Here is a 12,866-nt window from a genome sequence, read left to right on the forward strand (position 1 = left end):
GAACACTCCGATTACTGGTTACCTATCCAGTATATCAGCCTGGCGCTTTTCTCGCCAGCGACTACAGGCGGCGCGTTGCCAGCCAGCAAATCAGCGAACCGAGGGTGATCATTAACACGCCCTGCCAGAAGGCCAGCGAGGGTGTCAGACCCAGCCACAGCGAGGCCAGCAAGGCCGACAGCACCGGGGTGAAGTAGGAGGCGGTCGCCAGCAGCGTCAGGTTGCCGTGCTGGATACCGTGGTTCCAGGCTGAATAGGCGACGGCGGTCGACATCCCCATAAACAACACCTCAAGCGCCGGAGTCAGGCTGAAATGTAGCGAACTAAAATCTTCCGTCACAAAAAATTTGGTCCACAACGCCAGCGCGGTGATGACAAAGAACAGATTGACGCCGCTTTTGCCGTTGGCGTATCGGCGCGTCACGTTGTTGTACAGCCCCCAGGCGAATGCGGCGATAAATGCCAGCCCGTAGGCCAGTGGATTGCTGAGCAGGTTGTGTCCAAGTTGGCTGAGTGAACTGCCGCCGCGACTCTGCAACACCCAGATAATGCCCGCCAGCGACAACAGTAACCCCGGCCATAGCCAGAAGCGAAAACGCTGCTGATTAATCGGAATAGCAAACAAAATGGTCAGGCACGGCCAGAGATAGTTGATCATCCCCAGTTCCAGCGACTGGGCGCGATCCTGGGCCAGACCAATCGCCAGCGCGAGGCAGATTTCATAGCCAACGAACAGCAACCCGCCACCCCACAAATAGCGTGCAGGTAACTGCCGCAAATTCGGCAGGCCACGAGTCAGACATAACAACACGGCGGTGGTGGTGTAAATCAATGCTGCGCCGCCCGTCGCGCCGAAGGCTTCACTGACGCTGCGCAACAAACCAACGGTGGTGCTCCAGAGTAAAATCGCGCTCAGCCCGATCAGGGTGGCGCGCGGTAAATGTGCAGACATAGGGAAGATTCAAATCAGGCAAAGAAAGGCGTTTTCCGTCCAGCGGAGGAAAACGCCGGATGGGGTTATTTTTTCCAGAAATCGTCGAACACGGTGATCGGTGGGCGGCGTTTGTGTTCAGTTTTCAGATACCAGCCTTCGATGGTTTTCGCCGCAGCGGCATCGATGGTTTTCCCTTCCAGGTAGGCATCGATCTGCTGATAGGTCACACCGAGAGCCACTTCATCCTGCAGGCCCGGACGATCGTCTTCGAGATCGGCAGTGGGGTGCTTCAGGTAGAGATGCTCCGGGCAGCCCAGCAACTTCAGCAGCTGTTTACCCTGGCCTTTGTTCAGACGGAAGATTGGGTTGATGTCGCTACCGCCATCACCGTATTTGGTGAAGAAACCGGTGACGGCTTCTGCCGCATGGTCGGTACCCACCACCACGCCTTTGGTCATACCGGCGATGCTGTACTGGGCTTTCATACGTTCACGCGCTTTTTCGTTGCCGCGAATGTAGTCAGACAGGGTAATACCCGCGTCCTGCAAGGCACGCTCACTGGCGAGGACCGCCTCTTTGATGTTCACCACCAGCGAACGGTCCGGCTGGATAAACGCCAGCGCATCCTGACAATCCTGCTCATCCGCCTGCACGCCATACGGCAGGCGCACGGCGATAAAGGTGTAGTCCTGATCCCCGGTTTCCTCACGCAGTTCACGGATGGCGGTCTGCGACAGGATACCGGTCAGCGTGGAATCCTGACCGCCGCTGATACCGAGCACCAGGGTTTTAATCCCCGGATTGGTTTTCAGGTACGACTTCAGAAAATCGACGCTAACACGGATTTCCTGCTGGGGATCGATAACGGGTTTAACGCCTAAGGCTTCAATGATTTCCTGCTGCAGTGACATGAACCTCTCCTCAAGTCAGTTGCCGGGCGGCACAATGCGAATGATGTCCTAAAGCTAACGCGGCTGGGCCAAAACAACAAGCCGTATGGCTTGTTGTCTCAGTTATTTGCTGGTAAATCAGGCGCTTTTCGGCTTCATTGCCAGCAGGAAAAACATCACAATCGCCAGCATAAAACAGCCGAAAATAGTACCAGTCATGCTAATAACCGAGGTGCCGCCGAGGCCGGTGACCGGCACGCTGATGGCACCAAGGGTGAACATGGTGACGCCGATAACCGCTGAAGCACTGCCCGCGCGGTGACCCTGGCTTTGCATCGCCAGTGATGAGGCAGTGGTGGCGATGACACCGTTACTGGCGATGGTGAAGAACAATGCCACCAACAAAATCGGTAACGGTGCGCCGCTGATACCGGCTAGCAACAGGCCGAGTGAGGCGACGAAGGCCAGTACCAGTCCACCCTGCAACACCCGATACTCGCCCCACAATGGACACAGGCGTGCGCTGGTCTGGGAAGCAATAATCAAACCGACGCCATTGGCGGCGAAGCACAAGCTGAACGCCTGCGGTGACAAACCATAAATCTGTTGCAATACAAAGGGGGAGGCACCGATATAGGCGAACATGCCCGCCATCATAAAGCCCTGGGTCAAACAGAAACCCATAAAGGGACGATGGGTGATGACCTGGCCGAGTGCCGCCCAGGCGGAGAACACCGATCCTTTACTGCGTCGTTCCGCTGGCAGGGTTTCATGCAACTTCCAGCGTGCCAGCAGGATCAGCACAATCGCGATCGCGGCCAGCACGACAAAAATACCGCGCCAGTTAAGCAGCGTCAGGAGTACGCCGCCCAGTACCGGTGCGGCAATCGGTGCCAGGCCGTTGACCAGCATCAGCAGCGCAAAAAAGCGCGTCAGTTCGTGGCCGCTGTACATATCGCGCGCCACGGCACGCGACAGCACCGCACCACCGGCACCGGCTAAACCTTCAAACAGGCGCGCCACCAGCAGCTGATTAATATCTTTAGCCAGGGCACAGCCGATCGACGCGATAAACAGCAGCACCAGCGAGAGCAGTAGCGGGCGCAGGCGGCCAAATTTGTCACTCATCGGGCCAAATAACAGCTGACCTGCACCGAGGCCGAGCAGGCCTGCGGTCAGGCTTAATTGCGCGGTGGCCGTTTGAGTGTGCAGATCCTGCGCCAGCTCAGGCAGTGCGGGGAGATAGAGATCGATACACAGTGGCCCAAGTGCCGCAAGCAGACCAAGGATGATGGCGTAAACCAGGCGATTCGAATGTGCAGGTGTCATTTATCCTCTGTTTTTATTAAGTGTGAAATCAGGTTCTGATAAAGGTGTTGCAGGGTAACCGCTGACGCTTTCTGTGGTGTCAGTCGGCGCAGGGCGGTGCCATCGAACAGCACCGCCAGGACTTCAACGCAGCCATCGACCTGATCATCGCTGAGCTCAGGATGGCTGGTGCGAACTTTCTGGCGGGCATGGCTAAACATGCGGGCATCGGCGGCTTCCAGCATGGCGGCGACGCGGGGGTTGCGACCTGCCTCGGCAGCGACATCCAGCATCAGCAAATCATCTTCACTGTTCAGATTTTCACGTCCGGCGAGCAGGGCGGCGAGCTGATCGCTGTCGACCCGATCGCGCATCGCCGCCACGCGTCCGTCAACAATGCGTTTTACCATTTCTTCAATGATGGCGTCTTTGCTGGGGAAATAACGGTAGATCTGCCCGACGCTAAGATTAGCCGCACTGGCCAGCCGCGCCATGCTGGCGGCATGGAAGCCTTCCCGGCGGAAACACTCGCGAGCAGCACGAATGATTTCATCCTGACGCTGGCGGTGGCGCTGGTCTTTGTTGTCGCGTTGTTTGGTCATAACCGTCCTGAAAATAGTTTTGAGAGTGCTTATTCTCATTGGGCGATTATACGGTGGCATGCCGATGATCACAGGCACTTTTACGCAATCCTGACGCTTCGGAACTGACCGAATCCGCAGCCATAAAGTTGATTAATCTGGATTTATGTTCCAGGCTTATAGCTACATGGACAAAGCGATGAGGAACAACAAGATGAATAAAGTGCTGGGATGTATCGTTGCCGCGATGACGCTGGCAGCCCTCTCTGGTTGTACGGCTTACGATCGCGCTGAAAGCTTCGTAACCAAACCCGTGGTGAAGGATGTGAAAAAAGGCATGACCCGTGACCAGGTGCGTCAGATTGCTGGCCAACCGTCTACGGAAATTACCATGGTGCATGCGCGAGGGACTTGCCAGACTTATGTACTGGGTGAACGTGATGGTAAAATTCAGACCTACTTTGTCAGCTATAACGACACCGGCCACGTAATGAATTACGGCTTCCAGAGCTGTAAAGATTACGACACCGATCCGCAGGCCGCGCAGTAAACGCAGCAGAATAACAAACGGCCCGTCAAGTCAATTGACGGGCCGTTTTTCATTGGGGCTTACAAACCGTAAGGGCGGGGGACTTCAGTGTAGCTGCCGTTGATATCGCGCTGGTAGTAATGACCTTCCTGCACGTAATAACGTCTGCCGTTGAAATCGAGTACGCGCATCCCTTCTACCGGCACTGGCTGCGGTGGCTGAACCACCACATAGTTTTCTCCCTGACGCTGATAATAGCTGCCGTTGAGCAGATAGTAGGTCAGGCCGCCAATCAGCACCGCCGTTGCGGCATCGGGTAAGAAATGCAGAGGACCAGGTCCTCCCCAGTGTGGACCGGGCCCACCCCAGTGTGGTTCAGGTCCCCAGGGGCCAGGATGGGCGAGAGCGATGGCTGGCGTTAATAACGTTAACGCCAGCACCGAGGCGATAACTTTTTTCATGGGTAGTTCTCCTGCTATGACTGGTAGCAGGATTGGCTTTTAAACGGTAAAACTCAAGCGGAAAGTGGCTGGTTTTTCCTCTATTTACCATGCTTAACGCTTTCCTGACGGTAGCGCCATGATTAGAAGAAATTGAGGAGGGAATGATGACGGCGCGAGAGGCCGCGCCGTCAGAATAGCGATGGATTAACGATGCGCCAGTTCGGCGTGTTCGTCGCTTTCCAGCACTTTTTTATCGGTCAGACCGAGCCAGCGACTGGTGAGGGAACCGGCGGTCATCGCACCGTTGACGTTGAGCGCGGTACGGCCCATATCGATCAGCGGTTCAATGGAGATCAGCAGCGCAACCAGCGTCACGGGCAGACCCATCGCAGGCAGTACAATCAACGCGGCAAAGGTGGCACCGCCGCCGACACCGGCAACGCCCGCCGAGCTCAGCGTCACAATACCGACCAGCGTGGCAATCCACAGCGGATCAAACGGGTTGATGCCCACCGTCGGTGCAACCATCACTGCCAGCATGGTCGGATACAAACCGGCACAGCCGTTCTGGCCGATAGTGGCACCGAACGAGGCGGAGAAACTGGCGATAGATTCCGGCACACCAAGGCGACGCGTCTGGGTTTCCACATTCAGCGGGATGCTGGCAGCACTGGAACGGCTGGTGAAGGCAAAGGTAATCACCGGCCAGACTTTACGGAAGAAACGCAGCGGGTTGATACCATTGACGGACAGCAACAGCGCGTGCACGCCAAACATAATGGCGAGACCAAGATACGATGCCACCACAAAGCCACCGAGCTTGATGATGTCCTGCAAATTAGAACCCGCCACCACTTTGGTCATCAGCGCCAGTACACCGTAAGGCGTCAGCTTCATGATCAAACGCACCAGCTTCATCACCCAGGATTGCAGAGTATCAATGGCAACCAGTACGCGCTCGCCTTTGGTCTTGTCATCTTTCAGCAATTGCAAGGCGGCAACGCCGAGGAAGGCCGCAAAAATCACCACGCTGATGATCGAAGTCGGGCTGGCACCGGTCAGGTCGGCAAATGGGTTTTTCGGGATAAAGGAGAGCAGCAGCTGCGGCACCGAGAGATCGGCTACTTTGCCAATGTAGTTGCTCTGAATTGCGTTCAGACGCGCGGTTTCCTGCGCCCCCTGCACCAGACCCTCGGCACTCAGACCAAACAGGCCGGTTACCATCACGCCGACCAGCGCTGAGATAGCGGTGGTAAACAACAGCACACCAATGGTCAGGACGCTGATCTTACCCAGCGAAGAGGCATTATGCAGACGCGCTACCGCGCTGAGGATCGAGGCGAAAACCAGCGGCATCACAATCATTTGCAGCAGCTGCACATAGCCGTTGCCCACAATATTGAACCAGCTGATCGAGGCTTTAACCACCGGGCTGTTCTCACCATAAATAGTTTGCAGCGCCAGACCAAACAGCACGCCGAAGACCAGGCCTGTCAGAACGCGTTTTGACAGACTCCAGCGATCGTTACCGATGCGCGCCAGCAGTACCAGCAGCGCGGCGAACACCACGAGATTAATAATCAGGGGAAAATCCATGCTCTACTCCAGAGATTTGCCGCGCCTTCGCATGTACGGGCGCGGAATACAGGGTGATTCCTTAACAGGAATGGCGGCATGTTATCAGTTCATAAAACAGCAGGCTTATATCCAAATGGAATTGATTATAACAATATGCTGATTTTTGTCTGATTATCGTGCGTTCTGGCTATTAATTAATCGACCAACGCCATTTTGTAGCGTACTGAACAGTTGTTCCGGCCAGCCGTTTGCACCAAAAGATGGCAGGCCGGGGGGGAACCACAGGGCATAACCTACCAGCGCCAGGCACAGGGCGCGCTCCAGTTGGTTGCCTTTCTGGCTATTAAGCAGTGGCAGGCGAAAGCGCCAGCGACAGGGCCACAGCAGGGGGACGCCCGCGGGGGTGAGCATATCGGCGACAATATGGCTGAGATAGCCGAGGGTCATGCCTTGCAATACATCAGCAGGAATCGGCCAGCTGGCGGGAACATTAATCTGGAATAGCCAGAGACTCACCGCCACCGCCAGCAAACTGTGGGTAAAGCCGCGATGGCCAAAGGCACGCGCAATCGGCTGAGAGAGCCATCGCAGGCGTTGTCCCAGCACCGATTTAGGGTGATCGATATCCGGCAGCAGGCAGGTCAGCAGCGTAGCAGGTACCAGATGCCACCAGTCGGCACTGGCCATCACGGGTGTCAGCTCGGCGCGTTTGGCAAAAATAGCGCTGGCAATGGCGAAAATGATGTGGCCTTCGGCCGTCATGATAAAACCTGGCTGCAAACTGTCGATGCATCCAGTATAGGGATTTATCCAGTGAATGAGAATATGTGACGCTGTAACCAGGCGTGAATTTAAGACGATACCCGCGCCAGAATGACGCGGGAAATGAGAGGGTTAGCGTGCCAGCCAGCCACCGTCTACCGCTACGGTATAGCCATGGACATAGTCAGAGGCGCTGGAGGCGAGAAACACCACGGGCCCCATCATGTCGTCAGGTAATCCCCAGCGTCCAGCCGGAATGCGGGCGAGGATTTCTTCGCTGCGTGACTCATCATCGCGTATCTGCTGGGTATTGTTGGTCGCCATATAGCCGGGGGCAATGGCATTGACATTGATGCCATGCTTCGCCCATTCGTTAGCCATCAACCGCGTCAGCCCCATCACCGCACTCTTGGAAGCGGTGTAGGAGGGAACGCGGATGCCACCCTGAAACGACAACATCGACGCAATGTTGATGATCTTACCGCCACGCCCCTGAGCGATAAATTGCCGGGCGACCTGCTGCGAGAGAAAAAACAGGCTCTTGCTGTTTATGTTCATCACATCATCCCAGTCTTTTTCACTGAAATTCAGGGCATCTTCACGGCGGATAATGCCGGCGTTATTGACCAGAATATCAATGTGACCTGCCTGCGCCACCGCCTGTTCCACGATATGCGACACGGTGGCAGGCTGCGTGAGATCGGCCTGAATTGACCAGAAACGACGACCCAGCGCAATGACCTTTTCCTCGGTATCATCAGGCCCGGCGCGGTTCACCCCGATAATATCGCAGCCCGCCTGCGCCAGTCCGATCGCCATCCCCTGGCCCAGCCCGGTATTACACCCGGTGACCAGTGCCACTTTTCCTTCAAGACAAAAAGCATTCAGAATCATGGTATTTCCCCTGTGCTTTAACGCAGCGCGCTGACGCTGACGTGGTCCATGTCATCAAACACCTGATTTTCACCGACCATGCCCCAGATAAAGGTATAACGCTGGGTACCGACACCGGCATGAATCGACCAACTGGGTGAAATTACTGCCTGTTCGTTGTGAACCAGCAAATGGCGGGTTTCCTGCGGCTGTCCCATCATATGGAACACTGCGCTGTCGGCGGCCATATCAAAATAGAAGTAGACTTCCATCCGGCGTTCATGGGTGTGGCAGGGCATGGTGTTCCAAAGGTTACCCTCGTCAAGGCGGGTCAGGCCCATGGTGAGCTGGCAGGTTGGCAACACATCCGGCACGATAAATTTATTAATGGTGCGACGGTTGGAGGTGGCAGCATCACCCAGCGTGGCTTTTACGGCGTCATCAAGGGTGATTTTTTTATCGGGATAGCGGGTGTGCGCGGGTGCGCTGTTGTAATAAAACTTCGCCGGATGGCTGGCATCGCTGCTGCGGAAAATAACCTGCTTTGCCCCCTGGCCGACATACAGCGCTTCCTGATGACCGATTTCCCAGGTTTTACCGTCCACGTCAATCAGACCGGGGCCGCCGATATTGATCACCCCCAGTTCTCGACGCTCAAGAAAATAGCTCACCCCAAGCTGCTTACCCACCTCGCTGCCGATGGTGACCGCCTGCTGAAGCGGCATCACGCCACCAATAATGATGCGGTCAATATGGCTGTAGGTGAGGGTGTAATCATCCGGGGTGAAAATGTTTTCGATAAGAAATTCGCGGCGCAGGGCGGCGGTATCGAGGATTTTAGCATGCTCGCTGTGAATGCTTTGACGTACGTCCATCTCAGGCCTCTTGATAAAAGAAGGAATAGGTCCCGATGCGGGTCTGTTGGCATCTTAGGCAGGATGGGATGTGAATTCAATAAAAATGAAACGTTGTTTTATTTATTTGTGTTGGCGATCAAATCGGCAAAAAAAAGCCCGCTGTCAGAGCGGGCTATCTGGCTATCAGCCATGCAGATGGGGAGCGGTAAGCTGGGTGAGATCGTCCAGCCGGACGTTCGCCAGCGCCCAGCGCGCATCATCACGATGTTCGGCTGCCGGGACCACGATCGACCGCATTCGCGCCGCTTTGCTGGCAACCATGCCGTTAAAGGAATCCTCCAGCGCCACGCAGTTCAGCGGGTCGATCGCCAGTTTTGCCGCCGCATCGAGATACACCTGCGGATGTGGCTTGCTGTAGGGGAGCAGCTCCGCTGAAGCCAGTACGTCAAAGTAGTGACGCAGGTTAAACATCTCCAGCACCCGCTCCAGCATATGCATCGGTGAGGCGGAGGCGAGACCAATTTTCAATCCCTGCTCACGGCATAAAAGCAGAGCCTGCTCAACGCCGGGCAATAGCGGACGGGTTTCTTCCACCAGGGTTAACGCGCGTGCAATGATGCGATCAGTGACTTCCTGCTGATCCGGTCCGTTCCACGGCAGGGCTTCGTACCACATGCGGACAGTCTGATCGATGCGCAAACCTAAAGTGTCCGGTAATTCGTGGCGGCGGGTGAGGTCCACGCCCAAAGTAGCAAAAATATCCAGCTCGGCGCGATCCCACAGCGGTTCTGAGTCGATCAGCAATCCGTCCATATCAAAAATGGCGGCCAGAACAGGGCGACGATATGACATACAGCGGCTCCGTTTGAAATTTGGCTAACCTTAACACGACTCAGCACGAAAACCGACCAGCCACCATGCCGCGCATTTTTCAGGAAAAAAAGCCGCAGTACAGGTAGACTTAGGGCAAATCTTATTCTGTTCAGGGAAATACCATGACTTACCAACAGGCTGGCCGCATCGCCATCCTTAAGCGAGTGGCTGGCTGGGTGATTTTTATTCCGGCACTTTTGTCCACCATCATCTCCGTCTTAGGTTTCATGTTTAAGCACAGTGAAAAGCAACCCGGCATCGACGCGGTGATGCTCGATTTTGTGCATGTCATGATTGATATGGTGAAGTTTAATACGCCGTTTCTGAGTTTTTTCTGGCAAAACTCCCCGGTGCCGGAGTTTAAAGGGGAAACAAATATTGGTTTCTGGATTATCTATTTTCTGATTTTCGTTGGTATCGCGTTGCAGGCATCGGGTGCGCGCATGTGGCGTCAGTCACGCCATATAAAGGAAGGCATTGAAGACCAGCTGATTCTGGAGCAGGCGAAAGGCAGCGAGGGACGCAACCGTGCGCAGCTGGAAGAGAAAATCCATGTGCCGCGCCATACCATTCTGTTGCAGGTATTTCCGCTGTATATCCTGCCGATTGTGATCGCGATTGCCGGTTACTTCGTGCTGAAACTACTCGGTTTGCTGTAAACCGTCAGGCCGGTCTGGCCTGACGTTGTATCACCGCATCCTCATCCAGCAATTGGTCGATGGCGAATTGTGCTTCGTCCGACCAATTGCCACCGAACACGTTGGCGCGGTTCAGCAGATAGTAGAGCTGATACACCGGCTGACGTTGCGAAAAACCTTCCGCCAGCGGCCATACCGCATGATAGCCTTCGTAAATCTGGCGCGGCAGATCGGCGTAATAACTCAGCATTGCCAGGTCACACTCGCGATCGCCCCAGTAGCAGGCAGGGTCAAAAATCCAGGGACCGCCAGGACTACCGGCACAGTTCGCCGGCCACAAGTCGCCATGTAGTAGCGAAGGTTGTGGATGATGGTTTGCCAGCACCCGTTGCACACAATCAACGATCCGCTCCATATCGCCGTAGCTGACGCCTTTCTCCGCCGCCAGCTGTAACTGCCAGCCGATACGTTGTTCGGCAAAAAACACTGACCAGCGCCGTAGCCAGCTATTGGGCTGAGGCGTGGTGGTGATGTTGTTGTCGAAATCGAGGCCAAACTGTGGCTGCTCGCTCCACTGATGCAGATGCGCCAGCTGCTGGCCAAGCTGGAAGGCGGTGTGTTCATTGAGGGGTTCGGGCGGCAGATACTCCAGCAGCAGGAAACTGGTATCACGATCGTTACCTACGCCGTATACCTGAGGTACGCGTACCGTCTGGGTTCGCGCCAGCAGCGCCAGTTGGTCGGCTTCCCAACTGAACAGGGTGAGCATATCGCGGGTATTGCATTTGACGAACACGTCGAGGTTGCCATAACGAATGCGCCAGGCAGGATGGACATCACCCCCGGGGAGTTCATGGCGTTCGGTGATTTCGGCATCGCCGGCATACTCGCTTAACAGTCGACTAATGGCTGACCACATGGGGTAATCCTCTTTATTCGCTGCCTGAGTTCAATTGTAACGCTCAAAACCTGAACAAAACCAGTGTGGACGCGCGCTTTTCACACCTGTCAGGATTGTTCTTTCAAAAATGCTTCCAGGGTGGTGACTTCAACCTCGGGTTTCTTGCCCAGCGCAACGGAGGCTAACCCGGCGGCCTGCTCAGCCAGCTCTTGTTCTTCCAGCGCACTGACCAAACCAAAACTGTTGGTGCCCAGCTCGTGCGGATGTCCATCGGCATCATTCAAGGTGGTGTTATAGCCGCCATTGAGCATGGCACTGTTCAGCGATTGCACATCGCTCAGACCGTTTTCCTGATAAATGATGGTCACAATGTAACGCTTCAGGTCGCTCATCTTTCACCTCATTGTTCTGGAACAGATTTCAGCGTAGACCAGCGTGATGAATTGAGCGAATTTGCAGCAATCAGTGCCCGGATGAGGCCGAATTTTTCCTGTCAGGCGTTCAGAAAATTCTTGTAGCAATTCGGCTGCTATTTCGCTAATTGCCCTCTATAATGCGCGCCGTTAATGAGAATAATCCCATTAGCGGCGCGGCCTCAGCGCAAAACCTGGCTTTTCCGGTGACTTCATACTTTTTTACAAAACTTACAGTAAATTGCGTTGATCGTCCGGGAAAACTCTTCAGACTCATCACTTTTTAAACCGTCGTACGGGTCACACTTAAATGAAAGCCTTTAATAAGCTGTCCGCTGTTCTCTTGCTCTCTGTTGGAGCATTTTGTCACCAGGCATTTGCAGATAACACCGTATTCACTTCCATGGATGACCCATCAACGGCGAAAAAGCCGTTTGAAGGCAGCGCGTCAGCGGGTTACATGGCGCAGACCGGTAACACCACCAGCTCCTCACTGAGCGCAGCAACCTCTATGACATGGTACCAAACCAGTACCGCATTCAGTCTGTGGGGTAACGCCGCGAACAACTCATCCAACGATGTGCGTTCTTCTGAGACTTACAATATTGGTGGTCGTTCCCGTTATAACCTCAACAGCGCTGACTATCTGTTCGGTCAGGCCAGCTGGTTGAGCGATCGTTTCAACGGCTACGACGCCCGTGATGTACTGACTGCCGGTTATGGTCGTCAGCTGATGAGCGGCCCGATTCACTCACTGCGTGCTGAATTCGGTCCGGGTGTGCGTTATGACGATTTCCACGACGGTGGACATGAAACCAAGGCGCTGGGTTATGGCGCGCTGAGCTACCAGTGGCAGCTGACTGACACCACCAAATTTATTCAGGGCGTGTCTGTTCTGACCAGCTTTGGCGAAGATACCACCCTGAACTCCGAAACCGGTCTGCAGGTGGCGATCAACGAACACTTCGCGCTGAAACTGGCCTACAACGTGACCTGGAATAACAATCCGCCGGAATCTGCGCCGGATCGTACCGATACCAAAACCACCATCCAGCTGACTTACGCGATGTAACTCGCTGAAGGTGATCACCGCTGCCTGGCCTGCGCCGCGCAGCGGTTTTTTTTTAGCTGACGCAGGCTTAGCGCATTTTCTGCGGGTTTTGCTCGCCGGTGAAAGCTGTTATTATCACCGGCGCTTTATCTCCCAGGCGTCATTCCGACAATGTGGGTCTGACATTACGCCGGGTTACCCTTATTTAAACTCAATGTTGCATGTAGGCTTTCGT

General features: G+C 55.0%; 15 protein-coding genes. 3 read left to right on the top strand and 12 right to left on the bottom strand.

Annotated elements, in window-relative coordinates; all coding sequences use genetic code 11:
* Positions 1 to 61: 61 nt before the first annotated feature.
* From yddG to HA50_RS08535, 4 genes are all read right to left on the bottom strand, one after another.
* Positions 62 to 952, bottom strand: coding sequence for an aromatic amino acid DMT transporter YddG (yddG, locus tag HA50_RS08520; protein ID WP_084874023.1), 891 nt, complete (start codon positions 950 to 952; stop codon positions 62 to 64).
* A 65-nt stretch (positions 953 to 1,017) separates the two neighbouring features.
* Positions 1,018 to 1,845, bottom strand: a complete 828-nt coding sequence (gene nadE, locus HA50_RS08525; protein ID WP_084874024.1) for an ammonia-dependent NAD(+) synthetase — start codon at positions 1,843 to 1,845, stop codon at positions 1,018 to 1,020.
* A gap of 117 nt (positions 1,846 to 1,962) precedes the next feature.
* A complete protein-coding gene (locus tag HA50_RS08530; RefSeq protein ID WP_084874025.1) occupies positions 1,963 to 3,153 on the bottom strand; it encodes a multidrug effflux MFS transporter in 1,191 nt (396 codons plus the stop codon).
* Complete coding sequence (locus HA50_RS08535) at positions 3,150 to 3,734, bottom strand: TetR/AcrR family transcriptional regulator (RefSeq protein ID WP_084874026.1); 585 nt, start codon at positions 3,732 to 3,734, stop codon at positions 3,150 to 3,152. Before HA50_RS08535 ends, HA50_RS08530 begins: the two co-directional genes overlap by 4 nt.
* Before the next feature lie 193 nt (positions 3,735 to 3,927).
* Between HA50_RS08535 and osmE the strand changes: the two genes are divergently transcribed.
* Positions 3,928 to 4,263: an osmotically-inducible lipoprotein OsmE gene (osmE, locus tag HA50_RS08540; protein WP_084874027.1), complete on the top strand. Its 336-nt coding sequence runs from the start codon at positions 3,928 to 3,930 to the stop codon at positions 4,261 to 4,263.
* Positions 4,264 to 4,322: 59 nt separating this feature from the next.
* On the opposite strand, the gene HA50_RS08545 is transcribed toward osmE, so the two are convergent.
* The 6 genes from HA50_RS08545 to hxpB form a co-directional block, all read right to left on the bottom strand.
* Positions 4,323 to 4,703, bottom strand: a complete 381-nt coding sequence (locus HA50_RS08545; protein WP_084874028.1) for a DUF6515 family protein — start codon at positions 4,701 to 4,703, stop codon at positions 4,323 to 4,325.
* Positions 4,704 to 4,889: 186 nt separating this feature from the next.
* Entirely contained in the window at positions 4,890 to 6,281 is a 1,392-nt protein-coding gene (locus HA50_RS08550; RefSeq protein ID WP_084874029.1) for an L-cystine transporter, read from the bottom strand.
* Between the two features lie 153 nt (positions 6,282 to 6,434).
* Entirely contained in the window at positions 6,435 to 7,025 is a 591-nt protein-coding gene (locus HA50_RS08555) for a metal-dependent hydrolase (RefSeq protein ID WP_084874030.1), read from the bottom strand.
* Between the two features lie 132 nt (positions 7,026 to 7,157).
* Positions 7,158 to 7,919: a 2-dehydro-3-deoxy-D-gluconate 5-dehydrogenase KduD gene (gene kduD / locus HA50_RS08560; RefSeq protein ID WP_084874031.1), complete on the bottom strand. Its 762-nt coding sequence runs from the start codon at positions 7,917 to 7,919 to the stop codon at positions 7,158 to 7,160.
* A gap of 17 nt (positions 7,920 to 7,936) precedes the next feature.
* Positions 7,937 to 8,773, bottom strand: a complete 837-nt coding sequence (gene kduI / locus HA50_RS08565; protein WP_084874032.1) for a 5-dehydro-4-deoxy-D-glucuronate isomerase — start codon at positions 8,771 to 8,773, stop codon at positions 7,937 to 7,939.
* Between the two features lie 165 nt (positions 8,774 to 8,938).
* The gene (hxpB, locus tag HA50_RS08570; protein WP_084874033.1) at positions 8,939 to 9,607 is read right to left on the bottom strand and encodes a hexitol phosphatase HxpB; all 669 of its coding nucleotides are present in this window, start codon (positions 9,605 to 9,607) and stop codon (positions 8,939 to 8,941) included.
* A 143-nt stretch (positions 9,608 to 9,750) separates the two neighbouring features.
* On the opposite strand from hxpB, the gene HA50_RS08575 reads away from it, so the two are divergent.
* The gene (locus HA50_RS08575; protein ID WP_084874034.1) at positions 9,751 to 10,287 is read left to right on the top strand and encodes a YniB family protein; all 537 of its coding nucleotides are present in this window, start codon (positions 9,751 to 9,753) and stop codon (positions 10,285 to 10,287) included.
* Positions 10,288 to 10,291: 4 nt separating this feature from the next.
* Here HA50_RS08575 and HA50_RS08580 read toward each other — a convergent pair whose 3' ends face one another.
* Both HA50_RS08580 and ghoS read right to left on the bottom strand, forming a co-directional pair.
* Positions 10,292 to 11,185, bottom strand: coding sequence for a fructosamine kinase family protein (locus HA50_RS08580; RefSeq protein WP_084874035.1), 894 nt, complete (start codon positions 11,183 to 11,185; stop codon positions 10,292 to 10,294).
* Between the two features lie 89 nt (positions 11,186 to 11,274).
* Positions 11,275 to 11,559 (bottom strand): type V toxin-antitoxin system endoribonuclease antitoxin GhoS, encoded by a 285-nt coding sequence (gene ghoS, locus HA50_RS08585; protein ID WP_084874036.1) that lies wholly within the window; start codon positions 11,557 to 11,559, stop codon positions 11,275 to 11,277.
* Positions 11,560 to 11,890: 331 nt separating this feature from the next.
* Here ghoS and HA50_RS08590 point away from each other — a divergent pair, with 331 nt between their 5' ends.
* Positions 11,891 to 12,652, top strand: a complete 762-nt coding sequence (locus tag HA50_RS08590) for a DUF481 domain-containing protein (protein WP_084874037.1) — start codon at positions 11,891 to 11,893, stop codon at positions 12,650 to 12,652.
* The last annotated feature ends 214 nt before the right edge of the window (positions 12,653 to 12,866 follow it).

The sequence above is a fragment of the Pantoea cypripedii genome (assembly GCF_002095535.1).
Taxonomy (GTDB): domain Bacteria; phylum Pseudomonadota; class Gammaproteobacteria; order Enterobacterales; family Enterobacteriaceae; genus Pantoea; species Pantoea cypripedii.

Excerpts from the sequence above, each read along its gene's own strand:
- yddG (WP_084874023.1), bottom strand. The coding sequence starts at position 952 with ATGTCTGCACATTTACCGCGCGCCACCCTGATCGGGCTGAGCGCGATT.
- nadE (WP_084874024.1), bottom strand. The coding sequence starts at position 1,845 with ATGTCACTGCAGCAGGAAATCATTGAAGCCTTAGGCGTTAAACCCGTT.
- HA50_RS08530 (WP_084874025.1), bottom strand. The coding sequence starts at position 3,153 with ATGACACCTGCACATTCGAATCGCCTGGTTTACGCCATCATCCTTGGT.
- HA50_RS08535 (WP_084874026.1), bottom strand. The coding sequence starts at position 3,734 with ATGACCAAACAACGCGACAACAAAGACCAGCGCCACCGCCAGCGTCAG.
- osmE (WP_084874027.1), top strand. The coding sequence starts at position 3,928 with ATGAATAAAGTGCTGGGATGTATCGTTGCCGCGATGACGCTGGCAGCC.
- HA50_RS08545 (WP_084874028.1), bottom strand. The coding sequence starts at position 4,703 with ATGAAAAAAGTTATCGCCTCGGTGCTGGCGTTAACGTTATTAACGCCA.
- HA50_RS08550 (WP_084874029.1), bottom strand. The coding sequence starts at position 6,281 with ATGGATTTTCCCCTGATTATTAATCTCGTGGTGTTCGCCGCGCTGCTG.
- HA50_RS08555 (WP_084874030.1), bottom strand. The coding sequence starts at position 7,025 with ATGACGGCCGAAGGCCACATCATTTTCGCCATTGCCAGCGCTATTTTT.
- kduD (WP_084874031.1), bottom strand. The coding sequence starts at position 7,919 with ATGATTCTGAATGCTTTTTGTCTTGAAGGAAAAGTGGCACTGGTCACC.
- kduI (WP_084874032.1), bottom strand. The coding sequence starts at position 8,773 with ATGGACGTACGTCAAAGCATTCACAGCGAGCATGCTAAAATCCTCGAT.
- hxpB (WP_084874033.1), bottom strand. The coding sequence starts at position 9,607 with ATGTCATATCGTCGCCCTGTTCTGGCCGCCATTTTTGATATGGACGGA.
- HA50_RS08575 (WP_084874034.1), top strand. The coding sequence starts at position 9,751 with ATGACTTACCAACAGGCTGGCCGCATCGCCATCCTTAAGCGAGTGGCT.
- HA50_RS08580 (WP_084874035.1), bottom strand. The coding sequence starts at position 11,185 with ATGTGGTCAGCCATTAGTCGACTGTTAAGCGAGTATGCCGGCGATGCC.
- ghoS (WP_084874036.1), bottom strand. The coding sequence starts at position 11,559 with ATGAGCGACCTGAAGCGTTACATTGTGACCATCATTTATCAGGAAAAC.
- HA50_RS08590 (WP_084874037.1), top strand. The coding sequence starts at position 11,891 with ATGAAAGCCTTTAATAAGCTGTCCGCTGTTCTCTTGCTCTCTGTTGGA.